Here is a 24,084-nt window from a genome sequence, read left to right as displayed (position 1 = left end):
CAACATGGCCAAGAACCGAGGCTTCTGCAACTCCTGCAAGAAACTCGTCCCCATCCGCCGCGACCAGCGCGACGGCAAGGTCTACCTCATCAAAGAGTGCCCCGACTGCGGCACCAACGAGAACCTGCTCTCGTCCGACGCCAGGCGCCACTTCGCCAAGCGCGACCTCGACCCCGGCCACCGCTTCACCCCCTGCGGCGCCGTCAAGTGCGCCACCTGCAACCACCATCGCCGCCCACGCTACGCCTTCGTGGACGTGACGAACCGCTGCAACCTCAACTGCCCCATGTGCGCCGACAGCGTGCCCGGCCACGGCTTCAGCTTCGACCCGCCGATGGAGCACTTCCGCAGGATTTTCGACCACCTCGCCCAGTTCGACCCCCTGCCCGCTGTCGCCCTCTTCGGCGGCGAGCCCACCGTGCGCAAGGACATCGTGGACATCGTCAAGCTCTCGCGCTCCTACGGCTTCGAGACCCGCGTGCTCACCAACGGCATCCGCCTCGCCGACGAGGAGTTCTGCCGCGAACTCGTCGCCGCACGGCCCCACCTGCTCGTCTCGTACGACGGCTGCAAACCGTCCACCTACCTCCAGCTCCGCGCCAACGAAAAGGTGCTCGAGAAGAAGCAGAAGGCCATCGAGAACCTCAACAAGCTCCCTCGAGCCAAGGTCAGCTACGTCACCTGCTTCTCCTGGGGCCTCAACGACAAGGACCTGCCCGAGATCCTCGACTTCTGCCACCGCCAACGCCGCATCCTCCACGGCATCTACCTCATGCCCCTCGTGCAGACCTGGGACCCCAGCAAGTTCGAGTTCCAGCCCCCCCGCATGACCACCGAGGACGTCGAGCAGTTCCTCGCCGACTGCTACCCCGACTACGACGTGCAGTTCATCTCGCTGGGCCTCGCCTCGCAATTCGTCGCCCTCGCCGAGTGCCTGGGCCACGACCCCATGCCCTACTACGGCGGCCACCCCAACTGCGAGAGCTTCTACCTGCTCGTCTCGAACGGCGAGCGCTACCTGCCCGCCGACCACTACCTCAAGGTCCCGCTCAACAAGGTCGTCGAGGCCTTCATCGCCCTCGAAAACCGCCTGCTCGCCCGCAAGGAGCGCTGGCAGAAGAACGCCTTCGGCAGGTTCCTGGGCGCCCTGCGCCTGCGGAACGCCCTCTTCCACCTCTCCGGCAAGATCGGCCTGGTGAGGACCCTGCGCCCTCACATCCGCCTGGGCCGCTTCTTCAAGGGCAAGGGCCTCGGCAAGCTCTATCACGGCCTCATGACCATGCTCGAGCTCGCCGTCGGCTGCAAGTCCAGCAAAGTCCGCGACCGCCACATGCTCGCCCGCGAAATGCTCCGCGTCGTCATCCTGCCCCTCGAGGACGACCCGATCCTCGAAACCGAGCGCCTCGAGCGCTGCCCCAGCGTACACGTCTACATAGACCCCAAGACCCAGGAGTTCAAGTACGTGCCTGTCTGCTCCTGGCGGCTCTTCAACAAGGCCATCCTCAAGGAGTTGGCCGAGCACTACAACGCCGCCGGCGCCCAGGCCCCCGCCGAGCAGCCGGCCGAAGTCGCCGCCACGCCCCAGGCATGAGCCCCACTACAGGTAGCGGCTGCATCCTGGGGGCACCACAACATGTCCTAAGTCTCCCAGAGTCTCCCAGACTTCCCGGTTTTCGCGCCCCAGGGGGTCAGGCCGCAACTTACAACTTAGCTCCCAAGCACACATGAGCTCCGCGACCGCGAATCTCGCCAATCGCCGCGAATCAAGGCGGCAAGAGTCTCACGCAGAGCCAGCAGAGGCCGCCGGCGAGAGCACGCAGAGAAGAAGCCGACGACCGATGGACGCCGAAGAGCCCGCCCGCGAGACCCCGGCCCGAGCCCTTCGACTACGCTCAGGGTGAACTTCGTCGAGGCTCCGAGAGAGGACTCGTGAAGGCGTTGTCGACTGGGCGGGAGTAGTGTCAGCCGCCCCAGCGAGGCTAGCACATACACTCCGGTTTCGCAGGAGCGGCTTGCGCCCCTTGGGGGACATCGCCGCGGCAGAGCGCCCCTGCGACGAAAGACACACCCACCCCGTCGAAGCGGAAGGCGGACCCTACCACGTAATCCCTATTGATCTCGACAGCAACCCATCGGCGGCGAAGCCTCTCTGCAACCGCCCCAACCATGTTGCTGCCGGCGAAGGGATCAAGAACGAGATGGCCCGGTCGGGTGAGGAACCTTATGAAGAACTCGGGGACCTTCTCTGTGAAACGAGCTGGGTGTACAACGAGCCCGTGCTGTCTACACGCTCTCAGGTATGGATCACTGCTGCTCGTGTTCGACGCCTCGATGAGGTTCGTAGGGATGGCCCCGCCCTGGTCTCTGCCCCACTTCACTGACACTACATGACCCGAAGGCCTTGGACCCGCATTGTACCCCCGCTTCAGCAGGTTCCTCATGCTCTTCGAATACGGAGTTAGAACCCGTGTGTTGCTGGCGTACGGACGGGGCGTCTTCGAAAGCCACCAGATCGGTTGGACGGCGTCTTTCACGCGGACACGCTCGATCGTGACCCATTGGGCGGGAGCTGGCATCTTGGCTCTGTTGTACCAGTAGAACTCCTGAGCCAAGCTGAACAACCCTTTCTCGCCGCAGAGCTTGAGCAACAGCTCAAAATGGTAGAGGCTCCGCGTCGGCTGCCCCTGATTCCAGGAGCCCCCAATATCCAGAACGAAGCTACCATTTCGTTTCAGGATGCGGTGAATCTGCTGAGCGAATGGCATGAACCAGTCGATGTACTGGTCAGCTGAGACGTTCCCGTAGGACTTCTTCTTACGCAATGCGAACGGCGGGGATGTAAGCACGAGGTTCACCGACTGCGGCGGGAGGCCGGCCATGAACTCAAGAGAGTTAGCGCAGAAGGCCCCCCCGTACTTCGTCTCATAGCATGGCGTGGGCTCGATGGGTGGGCAGTTCTGTTGCCCTGCGGGGCTATCGTTCATCTGTCCTTGCCTTGATCACGGCGATCTCCCTGGAGTACCTATCGCAGAGGAAGTCATGTGTCCGCCGCAACGTGCGAATGTCCTCAACACCATATGATGAAGAGCCATGGCGCGAGGCCGCGCGGTCCCTGTCACCAAGCGACTCGATCGCAGCGTCAAGAAGCGCTTCGATGTGTGCGAAACGGCTCCACAGATCCTTGGCCCGGCTCCTGGGGTTGATCCCCCAGAAGCCACACGCATCGAAGAACGAGAGTTCCTCGGGTTGCCCTTCTCTGAGCTTGGCAGCGGCTCTCGAATCGAATAGCCTCCGTATCTGATCGATCTTCTCTCTGGCAAGCGACCACTTCTCAGGCAACGTCTCCTGAGGAGTTTCTGATACCATCGCTGCGCGCTGACGGCCAGCATCAGTCAACGCGTACAGCTTACTGCCAACCTTCCTCAGAAGACCCTGTTTGCGTAGGGGCTTGCTTCCCATGATTTCCATGTAGACTCTGTTGGAGTCAGGGTACATGGGCGTCCCATGCTGGTCCATGTGGCCGCTGAGGCCGAAGGCATGTGGGAACCGATGCCAGGCCATTACCACGAGGTCCTCTGCCGAGAAGTGGTTTTTCCCTGACTGCTCCAGCGCGAGTGCAGCAGCAAGGAGCTTATCACCGATAGTGAGTTGTCCGGTCACTGGCTCTTCCCGTCAGTCTTCGGTTTCGCCAGAGGTTATGAAGTGTACGAGTGACTCGATGGCCTTGCCCCGAATCTCCGCCTCGATCTCCGCAGCACGCAACGCCCAGTCGTTGGAATCCAGGGACTGGTCGCTATCTGGGCCATGCGTCAGCGCGATCTGGATGATCACGTCAATGAGACGTTCGACGTGGTACATGCGCCATGCTTCAGACTTGACGCCGTAGCCTCCCTCCTGATCGGAGTAGAGCCGAGCGAATGGTGAGGCCAGGTTGATCCACCAGACGTTTGCATCAGTGTCCTGGACACGTTGGCATATGGGTGGCTCATCCTTGCGGAACTGCGGTGGCGAAGCCTCGCCAGGGAGGCAGTCTATCTCGGAGATCAGGATCCTTGGGAAACCACGGCCTCTCTGATTGCCGGCCCCCCTGCCATCCGACGGCGTGATGGTGATCCGAGCCGGAGCGTCGGATCTGCAGCTCTCATCAAGAGCCGTCACCTCAGTCTCGCCCGGGGCAAAACCGTAGACCATGCCCCTGGAACTCACCCTCGCGACCGCCGAGTTCGCCTCCATCCAGGTCAAGTGAACGTTCGGTATCTCCGTGCCGTCTGGGAGGCGACACATTGCCTGGAGCTTGTTCCGGGTGCCAGCCGGGACGACCAGTTCTCGGGGGACGATTCGTATATCGATGATCCTCACGACTTCCAGAGCAATCTGGTTGGAGCAGAGCTGGCCGTCCAATGTTTGGGCGAAGATTCCTGTCTTGCCGAACGCGAAGGTCTGAATCAGGTTGAGATCCTCGTCGACCATGGCCACATTGTTATCCTCGCTGACCCATCTGTAGGGGACCGGCCTGATTCGACGTCGGTCCTTGTCGAAGAACCTGAGGGATGGCCTGAAGTAGACCCCCAGGCCGGCTCTGGGGTACACGCCACCAAGCTCCATCGAGGCAGGTGTTCCAGACGGTAGGCTAGCCCTTTCGCGCTGAGCCGCTCCTTCACCTTGTCCATACAGGCCATGCATGAACTCCTGCATGAACTGGTTCTTCCACTGGTCAAGCCACTCGTTGATGCGGCTGAGTTCGTCGCGGTCCTGATCTCGCAGCCTTCGCTGTTCCCTGACCTCAAACTCTCGGCAGTATGCGCGAACCTGTCCGGAAATCCAGTCTTGCACGGCACGTGTCAACGGGCTCTCGGCCAAGGCGCCTCGCTCATTGCGTTGGTATCTATCCAGACTTTCCAAGTAGCAGTCGCAGTACATGAAGTCCCGGAAGCTGGAGTCGACAACGAGGCTCGTCATCGGGATGCTGCCTATCACGCCTGATTCCAGCGTGTGGAATGTCACTGTGTGGCGCCATTTCCGCTTGCCCCCCCTACCGACGCGCATGTTCTTCTCCGACGTCCGGATCTCAAGCTTACCTTGGGTGCCGCCATTCTCCGCAGTGATCGGAACTGCTTGCCCCGACATTGGGTCCTTCAGCGAACCGGGGATCACGATCACCCTTGGCTCCTCGTACCCGTGCATGGGCTCGATTACAGGCAACGACAAGGGGTGCCCGGCATTGTACGCCTGTCCGTTTGCGAGGACATAGATGCTGCAAAGCTGCAGCGGGCTGACCATCTGCGGGTGCGAAAGCAGGCTCTCGACTAGGCTCTGAACCGGGATTCTGCTACCATAGTCCCGGGGCCTGAAACCACATATGAATGAGAAGCCCGATGCCCTTCTGACCGCCTCAGCAGCAGCTTGCGGCAGATCACTCAGGGTTGCTCCGGCTGTTCCCAGGCATATGTTGATCTCCGAAGCAACATCGTCCACCGTGAAATCCCTGCCTGTCCGGGCGTCCGGTACATAGCCGAAAGCGACGTGTCCCCCTGCCACTCCATACCGACAGCCCCGGCCGCTCCTGACGGTGTACAGGAGGCAGTGGTCCTCGAACATCTGGGTCATGTAACATTTCCCGCCGTTACCATGACCACCAAGTTCCCCGAGGCGCACTTTGGTGTCTGATGAACGCGTTGCGGCCTCGGGATCCGCCCAGCGCCTAAAGTCTCTCTCTATCTGAAGGCTGGTCATGCCCACGAGATCGAGACAGGCGATAGTGGCCGGCCTTGCCCCCCGTCCATGGCAGAAGAGCACTACAACCACCCGCTCCCCGGGTCCCCGCCCATCCCTCAGATAGGCTGCCGCGGAGTTCTTCACCCATTCTGGGAGGCCATTCTCGTGCGAGAGGAAGGGGCGACAGAGCTGCTTGATGGCGCCCTCGCGGTGGATCGGGATCTCATCGTCTGGCGTATACTTGAAATCTGCCACGTGCCTGACCTCCGCGCCGGTGTGACAGCCCCAACCCTACCACTCAAGGTGAGGTGAGGATACCGTGTCAAGCCGAGGATGTCAAGTGAGGCAGCGACCGTGCGCAAGGCCACAACAGGCGCCGACAGAACATGGGGCCGGTCAAGTCCCCTTCGTGCCCTCCGTGCTTGCCTTCTCCTCGCTGCGGCCCCTTCCCATCCGCCTCTGCGTGCTCTGCGTGAGACTCTTCTGTCTCCATTCGCCTGATTCGCCCGATTCGCGGTCTCTCCCTTCTTGCATCTCTTGACATCCGGCGCGCCGACTCTAGAATGAAAGCGGGAGGCCGTCCCGCACTCATTCCTCGGGGGCGCCATGGACAAGGCAATCTTCGGCCTCATCGGCGTCGGCGGCATCGCGCAGTCGCAACACCTTCCCAACCTGGCGCGGGCGCCCCACGCCCGCCTCAAGACTGCCTGCGACCTCCGCGGCGACCTGCTGGCCGCCATGGCCGACAAGTACGCCGTCCCCCACCGCACCACCGACCACCGGCGCCTGCTCGCCGACCCCGAGATTCAGGCCGTGGTGGTGGCCACCCGCGAGGACCAGCAGGCGCCGCTCGCCATCGAGTGCCTCGAGGCGGGCAAACACGTCTACGTCGAGAAGCCTCTCGCCGAGACCGTCGAGGCCTGCGAGGCGGTCGTTCGCGCGCAGCAGCGGGCCGGCAAGTGGGCGGCGGTGGACTTCAATCGCCGTTTCGCGCCCGCCTATCGCCGCGCCGCCGAGCTGGCCTGGAGCGACGGCGGGCCGCGGAACATCCACTATCGCATCAGCGACACCTACGTCCGCGGCTGGGGGCGCGGCTGCCCGCCCGGCGTGCGCGTCATCCACGAGGTCTGCCACGTCTTCGACCTGCTGCGCTGGCTCACGCGGTCCGAGGTGGCATCCGTCTACACCGTCAAGTCGCGCGACGACGATGAGATCTTCACCCTCACCTTCGCGTCGGGCTGCGTGGCCTCGATCACGAGCAGCGGCTACGTGACGACCGACGTGCCGAAGGAACGTCTCGAACTCATCAGCGACCAGGGCACGGTGATCGTCGAGGAGTTCGTCGAGCTGCGCGCGTTCGGCTTCCGGGGCGTCGAGCCGGTCGCACGCTACGCCGGCCACTCGCACCCCGACCGCGAGTACTCGCACAAGCACCTGTTCGCCAAGGTGGGCGCCGAGGCCCTCTACGCGATGCGCCGCACGGCCTGGGAGATCGCCACGGCCGAGCACCCCGAGGCCTTCCCCGACCACGCCGAACGCCAGCGCTTCCTCCAGAGCGGCCAGATGTGGAATTACATGGTGGACAAAGGCTGGCTCGCCGCGCTCGACCACTTCGCCGAGTGCGTCCTCACAGGCCGCACGCCCGAGAACGCCACGGCCCGCGACGGCCTGGCCGCCAGCCGCCTCGCCCACGCCGGCATCCAGAGCCGCGAGTGCGGCCAAGCGGTGCGGGTGTGAAGAGATGTGGGGAGGAGCTTCTTGCAAGAAGCTCCTCCCCGCACCCCTCCGCAAGAACTCTCAGATTGGGCTGCCGCCTTTGAGCGGCTCAAAGGCGACAGCCCGAGTGAGAGTTCCCGGGAAGGTAGGGGCTCGGAGGAGGAAGCCCCTCTTGCAAGAGGGGCTTCCTCCCCCGCACTTGCATCACACAGGGCAATGTGCTTTGCTTGGGTTGGGGGGGGCAGTGCAGGAGGTGAGGCGATGGCAGGGAAGAGCGCGATGAGTCGTCGGGGGTTTCTGGCCCTGGGCGGCGCGGGGCTCGTGGCGCCGTATGCGCTCACCTCGGGCGCGTTGGGCGCGCAGGGGCAGCCGCCCGCCAGCGACCAGGTGGCCGTGGGCATGATCGGCTGCGGCGGGCGCGGCGGCGGCCTGGGCTGCGGGCGCGTGCTCGCCGTGTGCGACACGTGGCGCAACCGCCGCGAGAACCTCGCCCAGCGCATGGGCGCCACGCCGCACGCCGACTTCCGCGAACTGCTCGACCGCAAGGACCTCGACGCCGTGACCATCGGCACGCCCGACCACTGGCACGTGCCCATCGCCGTCGCCGCCGCCAAGGCGGGCAAGGACATGTACGTGGAGAAGCCCCTCGGCGTCAGCATCCACGAGGACCTCGTGTGCCGGCAAGCCGTGCGGCGCTACGGCCGCATCTTCCAGTACGGCACCCAGCAGCGCTCGAGCGCCCACTGCCGCTACGGCTGCGAACTCGTGCGCAACGGCCGCATCGGCGAGGTCAAAGAGATCATCGTCATCGCGCCCAACAGCGGCCCCGGCGGCAACACCAAGCCCATGCCCGTGCCCGAGGGACTCGACTACGACCTCTGGCTCGGCCCCGCGCGCTGGACGCCGTTCACCGGCTGCCCGCTCGGCGGCGGCAACTGGTATCACTGCTACGACTACGCCCTGGGCTTCATCGCCGGCTGGGGCGCGCACCCCCTCGACATCCTGGTGTGGGGCTACGACATCCACAAGGCCGGCATCTGGGAGGTCGAGGCCACCGGCAAAATCGCCTCCGAGGGCCGCCACGACGCCGTCTATGACTGGGACGTGCGCATCACCTTCGGCAACGGCGTCCGGCTGCGCTTCACCCCCGGCGGCGACCACACCCGCTTCATCGGCACCCAGGGCTGGGTGGGCATCTCGCGCGGCTACCTCAAGGCCGAGCCCGAGGAACTGCTCAAGAGCCCCATCGGCCCCGACGAAATCCACCTGCCCGTCAGCCACAGCCACGGCGGCAACTTCCTCGAGGCCGTCCGCACCCGCGTGGACCCCGTGAGCTTCATCGAGGACGCCGTGCGCTCCGACCTCGTGAGCCACGTGGGCGACCTGGCCGTTCGCCTCGGCCGCAAGCTGCGCTGGGACCCCGTGAAGGAGCAGTTCCTCGACGACCCCGACGCGAACCGCCTGATGCGGCGGCCCATGCGCGAGCCGTGGGCGCTCTAGCGCGCCTGGCGCGCCGGCTTGAGGGCCGGGTCGTCGAGGTCGAGCCGGTAGAGAATCTGGTTGTAGTCGTAGCGGGGCGTCGGGTGCGGCTTGTCGGCGAACTGCTGCGTATACGTCCCCTCGAAGAGCAGAATCGGCGACTCGGCGGGCGTGAACTCCGGGTGCAGGCGGGGGTTGTAGAAGGTGTAGTTGTCGTGGCTGAGCACCTTCACCGCCTTGCCCCAGGGGCCGGTGGGCGAGTCGGCCTCCGCGTACCACAGCTCGCCGAAGGCCGACGGCTGGCCGAAGTGCTGCATGAACACGGTCACCCAGCGCTTGCGGAAGGCGTTCCACGCGATGGAGCCGCTGTGGGGCTTCACGGGCTTGCCATCGGAGGCGGCGACCAGGCTCTCCTGCGGCGTGAGCGGCTCCCACTGCGACGGGTCGCCCCACGCCTCAAACGTCGCGGGGCAGCGGAGCCTCGGCAACGGGTCGCCGAAGAGCACCCACTCCTGGCCCGCCGCGTCCTTCCACAGGGCGGGATGGCCCTCGGGCAGCGGCGGCTTCTTCGGCTCGGCGTCGGACTTCGTCCAGACGACCCTGTGCCGCTCGAAGGCCGAGGCCGCATCGTTCCACACACACAGGCCGGCCTCGTAGGCTTCGAGCGGCGGCTTGATCTTCACGTACGCGCCCACGAGGCGGGGGGCGCCGCTCTTGTCGGGCAGGCTCACGTAGCCGCTCACCCAGGTGGGGCCGGTGCCCGGCATCTGCGCTACGCCGCGGGGGCGGCCCTGGGCGTCGCGGAAGTAGTCGAACTTCAGCCGCACGGGCGGCTCGAACGATGCGAGCGGCTGGGGCGCCGTGGTGGCGCTGCTCATGTGGAAGATGCCGAGGGGGTAGTGCGCCAGCGTGGTGTCGCCCCAGGCCCAGAAGAGCTTGCCGCGATGGACGGCGTTCTGCACGCTGTCGCAGCCCAGCACGCCCGACTCGGGCCAGTCGCCCTCGCGCCCCGTCTTCTGGCTCTCGGCGAAGAGGCCGCCGCCCGTCAGCCGGCCGAGGCGCTTCGCGATGATGGTGCGCGCCACCTCGACCTTGAGCGTCTTGCCGGGCTGAGGCGTGAGGCGGACGCCCCGGTAGCCGAAGCCGTCCTTGGGCGCCTCGTAGCCGTGGCCGAGCACGTCGAACCACGTCTCGCGCCCCATCAGCTCGGGCAGGTCGAAGGCGATCACGCCCGCATTGTCGGTGAGGAATCGCACCTGATGCGTCGTGCGGAGTTCGACCAGCGGCACGGGCCAGCCGCTGCCCTTCTCCACCACCTCGATGCGGCAGGGCTCCGTCGCGGAGGCGAAGGACGCCAGGAGCCCGAGAACCAGAATCGTGGGCTTCGGCACCGTCATTCCCCCATTGTGCGCTCTTACAGTTCCCCCTCCTTCTTGGGGGCGTCCTTCTCTTCTTCGCGGCGTTCGCGCTGTTCTTCGGCCTTGCGCAGCTTTGCTTCGCCCTGCTCCATGGCTTCTTCGAAGGCCTTCAACTCGTCCATCCGACGGGCGAGGCGAAGCTCGCGGCGGCGGGCCTCGAGCTGCTCCGCAATCCTCTCGGCGGCCTCATCATCGCCGTCGCGGTCGCGCTGGCGCAGGGCGATCATCTTGTCCACGGCCTCGCGCACCTCGCGCACCGCCGCCTCGCGCATCTCCCTGGCGTCGGCGGCAGTGAACTCCTTGGCGATGCGCTCGTAGGTGGCCAGGGCCTGGTCGGCCTGGTTCAGGCGCCTGTAGAGCGCGGCGAGCTGGTGGAGGAGGGCGAGTTTCTCGCCTTTCTCCTTCACGCCGGGCAGGATGGCCTCCACGGCCTTCGCCGCCACGTCGGCCTTGCCCATCTCGTCGCACATGCGCAGCAGGCAGTGGCGGGCCATGTGCCGCTGGACGCCCGCCACCTGGAGATAGTGCTTCACCGCCCCATCGGCGTCGTTGAGGTGCCGGCGGTGGATTTCGCCGAGGTTCAGGTGAGCGAGGCTGCGCACCTCGGCGTTCGCCGTGCTGGCCGCGATCTCGCCCAGCGCCGCCACGGCGCCCTTGGCATCGCCGCGCTGGAGCTTCAGCTCCGCGATCGAGTAGCGGGCCGAGTCCACGCCGTCCATCGCGCAACGGCGCAGATGGCTGGCCCAGTACTTGTGGACCATGTCGCGCTGCTCGTCGTCGAGTCGCCCCGTGATCTCCTCCTCCGCCAGTTCCTCCATTTTCTCACGAGTCTCGTCGTTTTCGCCCGCCCAGGGATCGGCCTCGCCGGCGGGCGAGGGGCCCGGGGTGAACGCGAGCGCGACTGCGACGGCTGAGAGTGCCCACACAGACCACTTCCGCATTGAAGCGCTCCTGGCACGGTATTGGGTTGCCCAGGTCCTATGACCACTGGATGCTGCCACGGTATGTGACCTCCTGCCTCCCCTCGACAATCTCCCCAATGGGATAGCTCTCACACCCCTTGGCGGCGAGGTGGGCTTGCATGCGGGGGACGGCGGAGGGGGCGACGACGAGGGTCATGCCCACGCCCAGGTTGAAGGTGCGGAGCATGTCGCTGTCCTCCACGCCGCCCTCGCCGCGGATGAGCTTGAAGAGGGGCAGGACGCGGATGGCGGAGAGGTCTATCGAGGCGTCGAGGCCAGGGGGGAGGATGCGGTTGAGGTTGCCGGCGATGCCGCTGCCCGTGATGTGGGCCAGGCCGTGCAGCTCGGGCCAGGCGAAGAGGTCGCGGAACGGCTGCCAATAGCACTTGTGGGGGCGGAGAATGGCGTCGAGGAAGCTCTCGCCGCCGACCTGCTTCTCCAGAATCCCTGGCTTCTTCGCCATCAGGGCGCGGACGAGGGAGTAGCCGTTGGTGTGGAGGCCGTTGGAGGCGACGGCCAGCACGGTGTCGCCGAGGGCGATCTTCGAGCCGTCAATCACCCGGTCGCGGTCCGCCACGCCCACGATGCTGGCGGCCAGCACGTAGACGCCCGCCTCGACCACGCCCGGCTGTTCGCTGGTCTCGCCGCCCACGAGCGAGCAGTCCTGCTCGCGGCAGGCCTTGGCCAGGGCGTCCACGAACTGCGCGACGACGTCCTTCTCGAGCTTGCCGCAGATGATGACGTCGAGGACTGCCAGGGGCCGCGCGCCCAGTACGATGATGTCGTTGACCAGGTGGTTGATGAGGTCGTAGGCGATGCCGACGGGGCGGCGGTGCTGGAAGGCGAGCTTCTGCTTGCTGCCCGGCTCCTCGATCTTGAGGACGAGCACGGGGTGCCGGAGGTCGGGGAAGGACGCGTCGAAGAGCGATGCGAAGGCGCCCAGGCGGTTGAGCACGCGGGGGTCGCGGGTCTCCAGGCTCCTGGCCATCGCGCGCTTCGTCGCGTCGGCCACATCAATGTCCACGCCGGACTTCTGGTAGGAAAGCTTGTCGTCCATGGGGGCGGCGCCTTTCGTGTTCAGGGGCGCCGCCATTGTATCCGGCGAGGGGAGGGATGCCAAGTGCCAGGCGGCCCGTTTGACTGCGAGCGCCCAGCGGGGTATGATCGGTCGCATCCGCGACTCCCAACCCGGCCGGGCGAGGAAACCGTATGGGCGAGAGGCAAGAGCATGCGAAGTCGGCGGCGGCCTTCGAGGCGGCGCGCAAGCTGATCCCTGGCGGGGTGAACAGCCCGGTGCGGGCGTTCGGGGGCGTGGGCGGCACGCCGGTCTTCATGGCCAGCGGCCAGGGCTGCCGGCTGACGGATATTGACGGCAACGCGTACGTGGATTACGTGGCGTCGTGGGGCCCGCTGATTCTGGGCCACGCCGCGCCCGAGGTGGTGGCGGCGGTGAAGGCGGCGGCCGAGAAGGGCTCGAGCTTCGGCGCGCCCACGCTGGCCGAGACGCGCCTCGCCGAACTGCTCGTCGAGGCCGTGCCGTCCATCGAGAAGGTGCGGCTGGTGAACTCGGGCACCGAGGCGACGATGAGCGCGATCCGCCTGGCCCGGGCCTTCACGCGCCGCGACGCGATTGTGAAGTTCGACGGCTGCTACCACGGCCACGCCGACGGCCTGCTGGTGGCCGCGGGGTCGGGGGCGTTGACGTTCGGCATCCCCACCTCGCCCGGCGTGCCGGCCGACTTCGCTCGGCACACGCTCGTGCTGCCTTACAACGACCTGGATGCGGTGAAGGCCCTGTGCGACGCCCGCGGCAAAGAGATCGCGGCCATCATCATCGAGCCGATCGCGGCCAACGTCGGGCTGATCCCCCCGAAGCCCGGCTACCTGGCAGGACTGCGGGAGGTCACGAGGAAGCGCGGGATTCTGCTCATCTTCGACGAGGTGATCACGGGCTTCCGTGCAGCCTGGGGCGGGGCGCAGGCGCTCTACGGCGTGACGCCCGACCTGACGACCCTGGGCAAGATCATCGGCGGCGGGCTGCCCGTGGGTGCCTATGGCGGACGGGCGGACATTATGGACCATGTGGCCCCCGTAGGCGCGACGTATCAGGCGGGCACGCTGTCGGGCAACCCCATCGCCGTGGCGGCGGGCCTGGCCACGCTGGAGCGCCTCCGCGATGGCGCGGTCTACCAGAGGATCAACGCTCTCTGCGAACGGCTGTGCCGCGGCATGGCCGAGGCCGCCGCCAAGGCTGGCCTCACGACGCATGGCGTCGGGGTGCAGTCCATGTTCTGCACCTTCTTCTGTCCAGGCCCTGTGTGGAGCTATGCCGACGCAAAGCGAGCAGATGTCAGGCGTTACGCCGCCTTCTTCCACGGCATGCTCGACCGGGGCTTCTACTTCGCCCCCTCGCAGTTCGAGACAGGCTTCGTCTCCGCCGCGCACACCGAGGCGGATATTGACGCCACCATCGCGGCGGCACAGGAGGTTCTCGGCGTGATCGCGAAGGCGTGAAGAGTCTCACGCAGGGCACGCAGAGCGGAGAGGACGAAGAGAGCGAGCAGAGAAGGCAAAGGGGCTGGGCTGAACCTTGACACCCCACGAACTGACCGGACACCAGATACGCGAGAAGATCGTCGCCGGCGGCTTGACGGCCGAGGCGGCGGCGAGGGCATGCCTGGAGCGCATCGGGACGGTGGAGGGCAAGCTCCACGCCTTCGTGTCGGTGGACGCCGAAGGGGCGCTGCGGCGGGCACGGGAAATTGACGCGGCGCTGGCCAGAGGCGAGAAGCCCGGGGCGCTGTGCGGCATCCCGATCGCCATCAAGGACAACCTGTGTACGGCCGGCACCCGCACCACGTGCTCATCGAAGATGCTGGCCAGCTACGTGCCGCCCTACAACGCCACCGTGGTCGAGCGAGCCCTTGCCGCGGGGGCCGTGCCCGTCGGCAAGACCAATCTCGACGAGTTCGCGATGGGCTCGTCCACCGAGAACTCAGCGTTCGGCGCCTCGCGGAACCCGTGGGACCTCGACCGAGTGCCCGGCGGCTCGAGCGGGGGGTCGGCCGCGGCCGTGGCCGCCGGCGAGGCGGCGATGGCCCTCGGCTCCGACACGGGCGGCTCCATCCGCCAGCCGGCCAGCTTCTGCGGCGTGGTGGGCATGAAGCCAACCTATGGCCGCGTCTCGCGTTACGGCCTGATCGCCTTCGCCTCATCGCTCGACCAGGTCGGCCCGATGACACGCGATGTGACCGATGCGGCGCTCCTCCTTGGCGTCATCGCGCAGCATGATCCGCGCGACTCCACCTCCGCCCCCGAGCCCGTGCCCGACTACGTTGGGCAACTGGAGGCTGACATCCGTGGCCGCCGAATCGGCTTGCCGCGGGAGTTCTTCATCGAGGGCATGGACCGCGACGTGGAGGGCGCTGTGCGTCATGCGGTCGAGGTGCTGGCGGGGCAGGGCGCCGAGGTAACCGAGATATCGCTGCCGCACAGCAGGATTGACGTAAAGAATGGTAGCCTATCGGCTTACGCCGTGGCGGTCTACTACGTGATCGCCACGGCCGAGGCCAGCTCGAACCTGGCGCGCTACGATGGCGCGCACTACGGCCACCGCGCCGGTGACCAGGCGGATCTGATCGAGATGGTCTCGCGGTCGCGGGCCGAGGGCTTCGGACCCGAGGTCAAGCGCCGCATCCTGCTCGGAACTTACGCCCTAAGTAGCGGCTACTACGACGCTTACTACCTCAAGGCCTCCAAGGTGCGATCGCTGATCAAGCGGGATTTCGACGAGGCGTTCAAGAAGGTGGATGCCATCGCCTGCCCCACTGCGCCCACGGCGGCCTTCCGCGTGGGTGAGAGGGCCGATGATCCGCTGCAAATGTATATGGGAGACGTGTTTACGATCTCGTGCAACCTCGCCGGCATCCCCGGCATCGCCGTGCCCTGTGGTTTCACGAGCGGGGGCCTGCCCATCGGCCTCCAGCTTCTGGGCAAGCCGTTCGATGAGTTGGGCCTCCTGCAACTCGCCCGCGCGCACGAGCGGGCCACCGACCACCATCTGCGGAGGCCGCCGCTGTGAGCGAGAGCACCTACGAGGTGGTCATCGGCCTGGAAGCCCACGCGCACCTGGCCACAAAGACCAAGCTCTTCTGCGGATGCAGCACCCGCTTCGGCGCACCGCCCAACACCCAGACGTGCCCCGTGTGCACCGGCCACCCGGGGGTGCTGCCCGTCCTGAACCGCACGGCATTCGAGCACGCCCTGAAGACCGCCCTCGCGCTCAATTGCTCGATCAGCCGAAACACGGCGCTGGACCGCAAGAACTACTACTACCCCGACCTGCCGAAGAACTACCAGATCTCGCAGAACTACCGGAACCTCGGCGTCAATGGCCATGTGGACCTCGACGTGGGCGGGCGCACTCGGCGCGTGCGAATCCACAACGTCCACATCGAAGAGGATGCCGGCAAGCTCTTGCACCCTGAGGACTTACAGCAGACCACCCTGTTCGACCTGTCGGAGGCGGAGCGCGCGGCGCTGGCCGGCGCGACACTGGTGGACCTCAACCGCGCGGGCACGCCGCTCGTGGAGATCGTAACCGAGCCCGACCTGCGAAGCGTCGAGGAAGCCACCGTCTACATGGAAACGCTGGCCAGCATGCTCCTCTACCTGGGCGTGAGCGACTGCAAGATGCAGGAGGGCTCGCTGCGCTTCGAGGCCAGCATCTCGCTGCGGCCCGTGGGCGCACGCGAGTACGGCAACCGGGTGGAGATTAAGAACGTCAACTCGATGAAAGCGGTCGCCAGCGCCCTCCAATACGAGGCCCGGCGGCAGTCGGACCGCCTGGCCCACGGCGAACAGGTCGCCCGCGAGACGCGGCTGTGGGACGACGCGGCCGGCCGCACGGCTCCCATGCGCTCGAAGGAGGAGGCGCAGGACTACCGCTACTTCCCCGAGCCCGATCTCGTGCCCGTGGAGATCGACGAGGCGTGGCTGGAACGCGTGCGGGCCTCACTGCCCGAAATGGCCCCCGCCCGGCGGCGGCGATTCGTTGCGGCCTTGGGCCTGCCCGACTACGATGCCGGCGTGCTCGTGGCCGACAGAGCGTTGGCGGATTACTTCGAGTCCTGCGTCGCGCTGGGCGCGGAGCCGAAGGCCGCGAGCAACTGGGTGATGGGCCCGGTTCTGCGCGAGCTGAAGACGCGCAGCCTTGCCATCGGGGAACTGGCCGTGCCGCCGGCGGCGCTGGTGGAACTGATGGGGCTCGTGAGCGCGGGCACCATCGCCCCCAACACGGGCAAGGAGGTCTTCGCCGAGATGGCGGCCACCGGCCGCCGCGCCCCGGAGATCATCGAAAGCCGCGGTCTGCGGCAGATTTCGGACACCGCGGAACTCGAGTCCGTCGTCCTCCGAGTGCTCCGGGAGAACCCCAAAGCCGCCGCTGACCTGCGCGAGGGGAAGAAGCAGGCCCAGGGCTTCCTGATGGGCCAGGTGATGAAAGCCACGCGCGGCAAGGCCAATCCCCAGGTGGTCGGCGAGCTCATTGCGAAGAAGCTGGCCGATCTCCCGGCATAGGCGCTTGCAAAACCCTGGCGTTATGGTAACATGTTCATGGAGGCACGACGCCCGCCGCACGCCCCCGCTGAGCCCAACTAGGAGCGGATGATGCATTTCGGACACAGATCGCGTCGCCGACGGTCCGCGTTCACCCTGATCGAGCTCCTCGTGGTGATCGCCCTGATCATGCTGGTGGCCACCATGCTCATGCCCGCCCTGCTCTCGGGCGGCGCCGCGGCCCGAGCGGCCCGCTGCCTGTCCAACGTCGGCCAGGTCGTGAAGGCCATCATCACCTACTCGGTGGGCCACGAAGGCTGGCTCCCCTCGCCGCCCTATGCCGATACCCAGCCCAGGGACTCGGTGGACAACGCCACCTACTACTACGGCGACCGCACCGAGGTGACCGACAGCGGCACGACGTACTACTGGTACAAGTCCCACAACTGGCGCGGCAAGATCATCCCCTACCTGGGCGCGCGCGGCGTCGAGGTCAGCGATGCGCTCAAAGCCAAGGGCGGCAGTTACGAGGTCAAGGCCGCCTTCGAGGACCTCTACGCCGTGCTCAAGTGCACGGTCGTCTACAGCCCGCCGCCCTACAGCGCCGTGGGCATGCAGTACTACGGGATGAATGCCTACACCGCCATGTTCACCAATCCCCAGCGGCTGCGCGACCCCGACGCCGACGACGGGCGCATCGCGGCGGGCCACATTGACGTTATCCCCGACGCCACCAACACCCTCTACATCGGCGAGAACTGGGACAGCCACTGGGCCGTCAAGCCCAAGTACCCGCGCCTCGCCACCGACTTCACGAAGAGCGGCAGCATCTACGCCGGCGAGGTCGTCGCGCGCCACGGCTCCGGCAGAATGGACAACCGCAAGTGCAACTGGGCCTTCTTCGACGGCCACGCCCAGGGGCTCACGCTCACCGCCATCCACGACAAGAACTGCTGGTACTGGCTCTCCGAGAAGCCCCAGTGACCCCGTGCGGCGCACCGGCGCCGGGCTTCGATGGACCACCTGAGTTGCGACCTGTGCGGCAAGCCCCTCCTGGCCGATGAGCCGGCCCGCTACGAGGCGCGCATCCAGGTCTACGCCGCCTACGACCCGCTGGAGCTCACCCCCGACGACCTCCGGCGCGACACGCGAGGCGAGCTCCGCGCCCTCCTCGCGCGCCTGCGGCACGCCGACCCCGAGGAACTCGAGGAGAGCGTCTACAAGGAGTTCCGATTCGACCTCTGCATGGCCTGCCAGCGGCGCTACGTGCGCGCGCCCCTGGACCCCCGCGGCGCCGAGCCGGCCACGCCCGGCCCTTGAGCGCCCGCGACGCTTCTGGTAGCCTGGGTGCGCCTCGGGAACCGGCCGCTCCGCCCCCTCAGGGTCGCCGAGCATGGCGAGGAAAGAGCTCATCGTCGTCCTGATCCTGGCGCTCCTGGTCATCCTGGGCGCCACGGTGCGGTTCCTCACCGCCCCGATCGGCGCCGCCGCCTCACGCTCCCGGCCCAAGCTCACGCGGCCGGCCGGCTCGCCCGGCAAAGGGACGGCAGGCGGGCCCGAGCGTGCGCCCCTATGGCCCCCGCTCAACGAGCGGACGACGCCGGCCGACCCCGACGCGCTCCGCCTGCTCGAGGCTGGGGAAACGCTCGCCAGCGAATCGCTCTTCGACGCCGCCATCGCCGCCTACACCCACTTCCTCGAGAGCTGGCCCGAGGGGGGCCCGGCCGAAATGGCCCTGCTGCGCATCGCCCAATGCCACACCCTGGCCAAACGCCCCAAGGAGGCGGCCGACGGCTACGAGCTGTTCCTGCGCCGCCACCCCGAGTCGCCCTTCCGCCCGCTCGCGCTGCTCTGGGGGGGCGAGAGCCTGCTGCGGATCGGCCAGCCGGAGCTCGCGCGCCTGCGGCTCTCCGAGGTCGTCGCCAAGTTCCCCTCCTCGCCCTTCGTCGAGAGCGCCAAGGCGCTGCTCGGCGCGCTCGGCCCCGGCCCCGCCGCGCCCAAGGCCAAAGCCCCCTGAGAACCCTCGCTCGCTTGACACGCGCGGCCTCGGCCAGTACCCTAGCACCGCGGCCCAGGCAAGTTCCCTCACACGACAGGAGGCAGACGATGCGCACCGTGCTGGCAGCCGTGGCTCTGATGGCGGGCAGCGCCCTCGCCCAAGACGCCGCGATGGGCGACTGGCAGGGCACGTGGAAGTCGGCCAACGGCGCCCAGGCGCCGCTCGTGGCCCAGGTGATCGCGCTCGGCGACGGCGCCTATCAGGCCAATCTGCTCGACGAGTTCGACAAGCGCATTCCCGCCCTCGTCGTCCTCCAGGGCAAGGAGGCCGAGGGCAAGGTGGCGTTCAGTGGCAAGGCCGCCGACGGCAAGCTCAAAGGCACCGAGTGGACGGGCACGATCGAGGGCGAGCGATTCACGGGAACCATCCAGGGCACGCCCGGCGGCACGTTCGAGATGAAGAAGGTCGTGCGCCTCTCGCCCACGCTGGGCGCCAAGCCGCCGCAGGGCGCCGTGGTGCTCTTCGACGGCACCTGCCTCGACGAGTGGCAGACCCGCGACGGCAAGGACAGCCCCTGGAAGCTCCTGCCCGAGGAGAAGGCGATGGAGGTGCGCGGCGGCGGCGTCATCTCGCGCAAGAGGTTCGGCGACTGCAAGCTCCACCTCGAGTTCCGCACCCCCTTCATGCCCAAGGCCCGCGGCCAGGGCCGCGGCAACAGCGGCGTGTACCTCCAGGGACGCTACGAGGTGCAGGTGCTCGATAGCTATGGCCTCTCGGGCGAGAGCAACGAGTGCGGCGGCATCTACGGCTGCGGGCGGCCCCTCGTCAACATGTGCGCTCCGCCCATGCAATGGCAGACCTACGACATCACCTTCACCGCCCCGCGCTTCGACGCCGAGGGGAAGAAGATCAAGAACGCCACCCTCACCGTTCTCCACAACGGCGTGCTGGTGCAGGACAAGACCGAGGTGCCCAACCCCACGGCCGCGCACTGGGGCGGCGACCCCAAGGAGCCGGGCGGCATCCACCTTCAGGACCACGGCAACCCGGTCCAGTACCGCAACATCTGGGTCGTCGAAACCAAGGGCGAAATGTAGGCTCACCCCCCGAGTGGCGAAGCCCGGCAGTGCACGCGGGCGGAGCGCGCCGGCGCGTTCGGGGCCTGGGGGCCGCAGGAGAAGTGCGCCGCGCCCCGCGAGAGGCTCGGGGCGGCTGCTCGCTCGGCCTGGGTGGGGCGGCGGTGGCGGCTACTTCTGGCGCTGCTGGGAGGCGGCGCGCTTGCGGGCGAGGCCGCGCTCGCGCTCGCGGTGCAGCTCGGCGCGGCGTTTCGCCCAGGCCTCGGTGCCCTCGCCGATGCGGTCCACCACCGGCACGTCGCGGATGTGCATCGGCTTGCCGCCGCCTACGGCCTCGGCGATACGGGCGAACTCCGCGTCGAGCTCCACGTTCGTCGCCGAGAGCACGATGGCCGTCACCACGCGCTCCCCGAGGTCCCACTTCACGCGGGCGCGGGTGTGGCCGTCCACGATGAACGGTGTGCCGAGGCGGCCGCGGTAGACCATGATCGGCTCGTCGGCGCGATAGCCCTCGTCGCGGACGAGCTGGTATTTGACCCGCTCGATCTCGGACTGGGTGGCGACGAGTTCGTCGAGATGCACCTGGCACTCGTGGTGGCGGAACTCGACGCCGAACTTGCGCTCGGCGTACTGCACCCACACGCGCACGGCCGGCTCGGCGTGCTCTCAGTCCCTCTGCTCGCGGGGGATGCGGCGGCGGGTGGTCATCGGGGCTCCAGGAACTTGCGCACGAGCGCTCCCGCGGCTTCATCCACGGCCTTCTCGGCGCCGCCGTTGCCCTGGTTGGTCGCGACCAGCACGGCGAAGTCGCGCAGTGGGGCCAGCCAGGCCACCGCGTAGTTCATCGTGTTGCTGCCGGCGTGCATGAACACGCGGCCGCCGCCCCAGGGGCGGCCCATCACGTTCCAGCCGAGGGCATAGACGCCGCCCTCGGGCGGCTCGTGCAGCGTGGCCAGGGTTTCAGGCTTCAGCAGCCGGGGCGAGCGCGGGCTGGTGGGCAGGTGCTCCATCACGAACTTCGCCCAGTCGGCCAGCGAGCAGTGCACCTTGCCGCCGGGGCCGAGGGGGTCGGGGTTGTCGCTCCGCGGCCCGGGCTCGATGGCCACGGCCTCGCCCCGTTCGTTCACGCGGTGCTGCCAGGGCTGGTCCGCCTTGCCGGGCGTGCCCATGGCCCCGAAGCCGGCCGAGGCCATGCCCAGCGGCTCGAAGAGCCTCGTGCGCATCAGCGTTTCGAAGGGGGTGTCGGTGAGCTGCTCGAGGACGGCGCCCACGATGCCATAGCCCGCGTTGGAGTACTGGTACTTTGTGCCCGGCCTGTACGCGGGCGGCTGGGTGAGGTGGGCGCGGGCGAAGTGGGCGCGCTGCTCGCGCGGCGTGTCGCCCTGCGCGGCGTCGGCCCACGACTTGCCCTCGGGCAGGTTGGGGTGGACGCCGCCGCGATGGCAGAGGAGCTGGCGGATCGTCACGGGGCGGAAGTCGGGGTGCATGGCCTCGGCGAGGCCGGGCAGCGCCTCGGCCAGGGTCGTCTCCCACTTCAGCTTCCCCTGCTCGACCAGGAGGCCGACGAGCGTGGCCGTCATCGCCTTGGTGCACGAGCCGATGTGGAACTGGTCGTCCCGCGTCACGGCCACGTCGGTGCCCGCCTTCCGCACGCCGACAGCGTCGAGCGCGACCACCTGCCCCTTGAGCACCACGGCTGCGGCGAGGGCGGGCAGCTTGTGCTTCGCGCGGATGGGCTCGAGCACGTCGGCGAGCGGGGCCGGCCCCTCAGTGCCCGCGATCGCCCCCGCGGCGATGGCCCGGGGCGCGACCGCCAGCAGGGCGGCGAGGGCACAGACGACTGAAGCGGATACTCCCTCTGTCATTCCTGCCAGGATACCACGCGGTACGGGGAAGTCAAGGAGCGCGCGGCGGCCTACGCGCCATACTTGCGCGCGGCCTGGTCAATGTGCGCGGCGGCCTTGGCCAGGTCGTCAGTGTTCATGACCGGGCGCAGGTCCACCTCTGCATCGAGCGCCAGGAACCAGGGCTCGGCGATGCGAGGAATCTCCGAACTGTCGGCGACGTTGATGAACAGGAAGCCCGTGCGCTGGCCCTCGTCCGCCACGAAATAGGCGGCCTCGGGCTTCAAGTCGTCCAGGATCGAGCGAATCGTGCTCGACAGCTTCCCTGCCCGAGCCAACGCATTGGCCCTCTCGGTCGCCAAGTTCACCCTCAGCATCATCCTCATGGCCAACCCTCCTGCGGCTGTGCCCGTTCTCCTCTGCTACATGTAGTCAACACCCGATGGCGTACAGGGTCAAGCAGACTCTCACGCAGACGGCCATCCGCGTCTTGACAGCGGAGAGATCCTGTGGTAACCCTACACGCGTGTTGCCAGACACTCCCCCTGCTGCTGGAGGATGCCGGATGGACGCACTGCCTCGCCTGGGCCTGGGCCTCGGAACGCTGCCGCTGCTGTCGGAGGCCGAGACGCGCTCGATCTCGGCGGAGAACCCCACCGGGGAAAAAGGCGGCGGGGCGAAGGAGGACCCCCATGGCCAAGGCCCCGCCTCCATGCTCGGGCAGGGCTGGAAGGTGCGGCCCTGCATCACCCTCGAGCCGGGCCAGACCGTGACTCTTGCCGACATCCAAGGCCCCGGCGTCCTCCAGCACATCTGGATCACGGTGGACCCCAAGGCCTATCGCGACTGCCTGCTGCGCTTCGCCTGGGACGGCGAGGAGGCGCCCTCCATCGAGGTGCCCCTGGGCGACTTCTTCTGCAACGGCCACGCGCTGCGCTACAACGTGAATTCGCTGCCCATCTGCGTCAACCCCTCGGGCGGCTTCAACTGCTACTTCCCCATGCCCTTCCGCCGGCGCGCCCGCGTGACCATCGAGAACCAGCGCTGGGAGGCCATCGGCGGCTTCTTCTACCAGATCACCTACGCCCTCCAGCCCGTGCCCGATGAGGCAGCCTACCTCCACGCCCAATGGCGCCGCTCGCTCACCACCCGCGAGTACCCCGAGCACGTTCTGCTCGACGGCGTGAAGGGGCGGGGGCACTACGTCGGCACCTTCATGGCCTGGACCCAGCTCTCCAACGGCTGGTGGGGCGAGGGCGAGATCAAGTTCTACATGGACGGCGATGGCCGATTCCCGACGATCTGCGGCACGGGCACCGAGGACTACTTCTGCGGCGCCTGGGGCTTCGGCGGGCAGACCTACTCGACCCCGTTCCTCGGCTATCCCCTCTACAGCAAGCCCGAGGGCCAGGTGCCGCGGCACGGCCTCTACCGCTGGCACATCCTCGACCCCATCCGCTTCAAGCGCGACCTGAAGGTCACGATGCAGGCCCTGGGCTGGTGGCCGGGCGGCAAGTTCCAGCCGCTCACCGACGACATTGCCTCGGTGGCCTACTGGTACCAGGCCGAGCCGCACGCCCCCTTCCCCGCCATGCCTGCCGTGCACGAGCGCTACTCGCGGTGAGGGCTGCGGCAGGGTCGCCGAGACGGCCCCCGCGCGGCACACGAAACGGCCATCTGGACTTGGGCTCATCAGGGTTTGGCACCCCCGCGCAGCCGCCATCGGGAAGCATGGCGCGGGTGCTGCGGCGCCGGCGAGGGCCGCCACATAACTCGCTATGCCGCAACGCCTTACGCTCCAAGGCGTTCCCCGCCGCATGCTGGCTCATCCCGCAGATGAGCCAGCATGGCCGGAACCGCGAGAATCGCCCATTCTCGCCCATCTACCCATGCTGTATCACCTTCCTCCTCACAGGGTTGATACAGCATGGGCAGGCGGCGCCCGCCAGCCGCTCGGCACAGCCCTTCCGCGTCCAACCCCAACCTCCCGACCCCAACCTCCCGCGGGTTGGCAACCCGCGGGAGGTTCTTTTCGCTGACGAAGAGGCCGCGGAGCGGCCAAGAGGCCCGTCCCCACGCAGAGCGTTGGGACGAGAGAAAGGAGCAGAGCGTAGGGACGAGGAAAAAGGGGGGTGAGCGCGGGGACGAGGGAGAGCAGCCGCAAGCGTCCCACTTGCGGAGGTTTTCTTTCTCGCCCCTATGCTCCGTCACCTTCTCCTTCTCGCCCCTACGCTCCGCGTGGGGGCGATGATCCGGACGCTCCTGCGTCCAACCCCAACCTCCCGACCCCAACCTCCCGCGGGTTGGCAACCCGCGGGA

20 protein-coding genes are annotated in these 24,084 nt (G+C 67.4%); 11 read left to right on the top strand and 9 right to left on the bottom strand.

Annotated elements, in window-relative coordinates:
• Positions 1-4 precede the first annotated feature (4 nt).
• Positions 5-1,591 carry a radical SAM protein gene (locus PLE19_03265; GenBank protein ID HPD13937.1) on the top strand — a complete coding sequence of 529 codons (1,587 nt, stop codon included), beginning with the start codon at positions 5-7 and terminating at the stop codon, positions 1,589-1,591.
• Positions 1,592-1,979: 388 nt separating this feature from the next.
• Here PLE19_03265 and PLE19_03260 read toward each other — a convergent pair whose 3' ends face one another.
• From PLE19_03260 to PLE19_03250, 3 genes are read right to left on the bottom strand one after another with little or no spacing between them, the layout of a single operon-like run.
• Entirely contained in the window at positions 1,980-2,984 is a 1,005-nt protein-coding gene (locus tag PLE19_03260) for a site-specific DNA-methyltransferase (protein ID HPD13936.1), read from the bottom strand.
• Positions 2,974-3,660: a hypothetical protein gene (locus PLE19_03255; protein ID HPD13935.1), complete on the bottom strand. Its 687-nt coding sequence runs from the start codon at positions 3,658-3,660 to the stop codon at positions 2,974-2,976. Before PLE19_03255 ends, PLE19_03260 begins: the two co-directional genes overlap by 11 nt.
• A 12-nt stretch (positions 3,661-3,672) precedes the next feature.
• On the bottom strand, positions 3,673-5,970 hold the full coding sequence (locus PLE19_03250; GenBank protein HPD13934.1) for an Ig-like domain-containing protein: 2,298 nt from the start codon (positions 5,968-5,970) through the stop codon (positions 3,673-3,675).
• 351 nt (positions 5,971-6,321) lie between these two features.
• On the opposite strand from PLE19_03250, the gene PLE19_03245 reads away from it, so the two are divergent.
• Together PLE19_03245 and PLE19_03240 are read left to right on the top strand one after the other, a co-directional pair.
• Positions 6,322-7,452 carry a Gfo/Idh/MocA family oxidoreductase gene (locus tag PLE19_03245; protein HPD13933.1) on the top strand — a complete coding sequence of 377 codons (1,131 nt, stop codon included), beginning with the start codon at positions 6,322-6,324 and terminating at the stop codon, positions 7,450-7,452.
• A gap of 240 nt (positions 7,453-7,692) precedes the next feature.
• A complete protein-coding gene (locus PLE19_03240) occupies positions 7,693-8,931 on the top strand; it encodes a Gfo/Idh/MocA family oxidoreductase (protein HPD13932.1) in 1,239 nt (412 codons plus the stop codon).
• On the opposite strand, the gene PLE19_03235 is transcribed toward PLE19_03240, so the two are convergent.
• From PLE19_03235 to purM, 3 genes are read right to left on the bottom strand one after another with little or no spacing between them, the layout of a single operon-like run.
• Positions 8,928-10,307, bottom strand: a complete 1,380-nt coding sequence (locus PLE19_03235) for a hypothetical protein (protein HPD13931.1) — start codon at positions 10,305-10,307, stop codon at positions 8,928-8,930. The two genes, PLE19_03240 and PLE19_03235, sit on opposite strands and share 4 nt — an antisense overlap.
• 17 nt (positions 10,308-10,324) lie before the next feature.
• On the bottom strand, positions 10,325-11,269 hold the full coding sequence (locus tag PLE19_03230; protein HPD13930.1) for a hypothetical protein: 945 nt from the start codon (positions 11,267-11,269) through the stop codon (positions 10,325-10,327).
• A gap of 37 nt (positions 11,270-11,306) precedes the next feature.
• Entirely contained in the window at positions 11,307-12,347 is a 1,041-nt protein-coding gene (gene purM, locus PLE19_03225; GenBank protein HPD13929.1) for a phosphoribosylformylglycinamidine cyclo-ligase, read from the bottom strand.
• 152 nt (positions 12,348-12,499) lie between these two features.
• Here purM and hemL point away from each other — a divergent pair, with 152 nt between their 5' ends.
• The 7 genes from hemL to PLE19_03190 all read left to right on the top strand — a co-directional run bounded on the left by hemL (position 12,500) and on the right by PLE19_03190 (position 19,942).
• Positions 12,500-13,804, top strand: a complete 1,305-nt coding sequence (gene hemL, locus PLE19_03220; GenBank protein HPD13928.1) for a glutamate-1-semialdehyde 2,1-aminomutase — start codon at positions 12,500-12,502, stop codon at positions 13,802-13,804.
• A 76-nt stretch (positions 13,805-13,880) separates the two neighbouring features.
• Entirely contained in the window at positions 13,881-15,371 is a 1,491-nt protein-coding gene (gene gatA / locus PLE19_03215) for an Asp-tRNA(Asn)/Glu-tRNA(Gln) amidotransferase subunit GatA (GenBank protein HPD13927.1), read from the top strand.
• The gene (gatB, locus tag PLE19_03210; GenBank protein ID HPD13926.1) at positions 15,368-16,867 is read left to right on the top strand and encodes an Asp-tRNA(Asn)/Glu-tRNA(Gln) amidotransferase subunit GatB; all 1,500 of its coding nucleotides are present in this window, start codon (positions 15,368-15,370) and stop codon (positions 16,865-16,867) included. Before gatA ends, gatB begins: the two co-directional genes overlap by 4 nt.
• Positions 16,868-16,957: 90 nt before the next feature.
• Positions 16,958-17,830 (top strand): type II secretion system protein, encoded by an 873-nt coding sequence (locus PLE19_03205; GenBank protein ID HPD13925.1) that lies wholly within the window; start codon positions 16,958-16,960, stop codon positions 17,828-17,830.
• Between the two features lie 30 nt (positions 17,831-17,860).
• Entirely contained in the window at positions 17,861-18,166 is a 306-nt protein-coding gene (locus tag PLE19_03200) for a hypothetical protein (GenBank protein HPD13924.1), read from the top strand.
• Between the two features lie 73 nt (positions 18,167-18,239).
• Positions 18,240-18,863, top strand: a complete 624-nt coding sequence (locus PLE19_03195; protein ID HPD13923.1) for a tetratricopeptide repeat protein — start codon at positions 18,240-18,242, stop codon at positions 18,861-18,863.
• Positions 18,864-18,952: 89 nt separating this feature from the next.
• The gene (locus PLE19_03190) at positions 18,953-19,942 is read left to right on the top strand and encodes a DUF1080 domain-containing protein (protein ID HPD13922.1); all 990 of its coding nucleotides are present in this window, start codon (positions 18,953-18,955) and stop codon (positions 19,940-19,942) included.
• Positions 19,943-20,092: 150 nt separating this feature from the next.
• Here PLE19_03190 and PLE19_03185 read toward each other — a convergent pair whose 3' ends face one another.
• The 3 genes from PLE19_03185 to PLE19_03175 are packed head-to-tail and all read right to left on the bottom strand — an operon-like array spanning position 20,093 to position 22,151.
• Positions 20,093-20,569: a hypothetical protein gene (locus tag PLE19_03185; protein HPD13921.1), complete on the bottom strand. Its 477-nt coding sequence runs from the start codon at positions 20,567-20,569 to the stop codon at positions 20,093-20,095.
• Positions 20,570-20,625: 56 nt separating this feature from the next.
• Positions 20,626-21,786 (bottom strand): serine hydrolase domain-containing protein, encoded by a 1,161-nt coding sequence (locus PLE19_03180; GenBank protein ID HPD13920.1) that lies wholly within the window; start codon positions 21,784-21,786, stop codon positions 20,626-20,628.
• Positions 21,787-21,836: 50 nt separating this feature from the next.
• A complete protein-coding gene (locus PLE19_03175) occupies positions 21,837-22,151 on the bottom strand; it encodes a hypothetical protein (GenBank protein HPD13919.1) in 315 nt (104 codons plus the stop codon).
• A 179-nt stretch (positions 22,152-22,330) separates the two neighbouring features.
• On the opposite strand from PLE19_03175, the gene PLE19_03170 reads away from it, so the two are divergent.
• Positions 22,331-23,389 (top strand): DUF2961 domain-containing protein, encoded by a 1,059-nt coding sequence (locus PLE19_03170; GenBank protein ID HPD13918.1) that lies wholly within the window; start codon positions 22,331-22,333, stop codon positions 23,387-23,389.
• The last annotated feature ends 695 nt before the right edge of the window (positions 23,390-24,084 follow it).

The organism is Planctomycetota bacterium (assembly GCA_035384565.1).
In the GTDB taxonomy this organism is placed as follows: Bacteria; Planctomycetota; PUPC01; order DSUN01; family DSUN01; genus DAOOIT01.
Note: the sequence above shows the minus strand (reverse complement) of the source record. Positions and strands in the feature narration are given on the sequence as shown.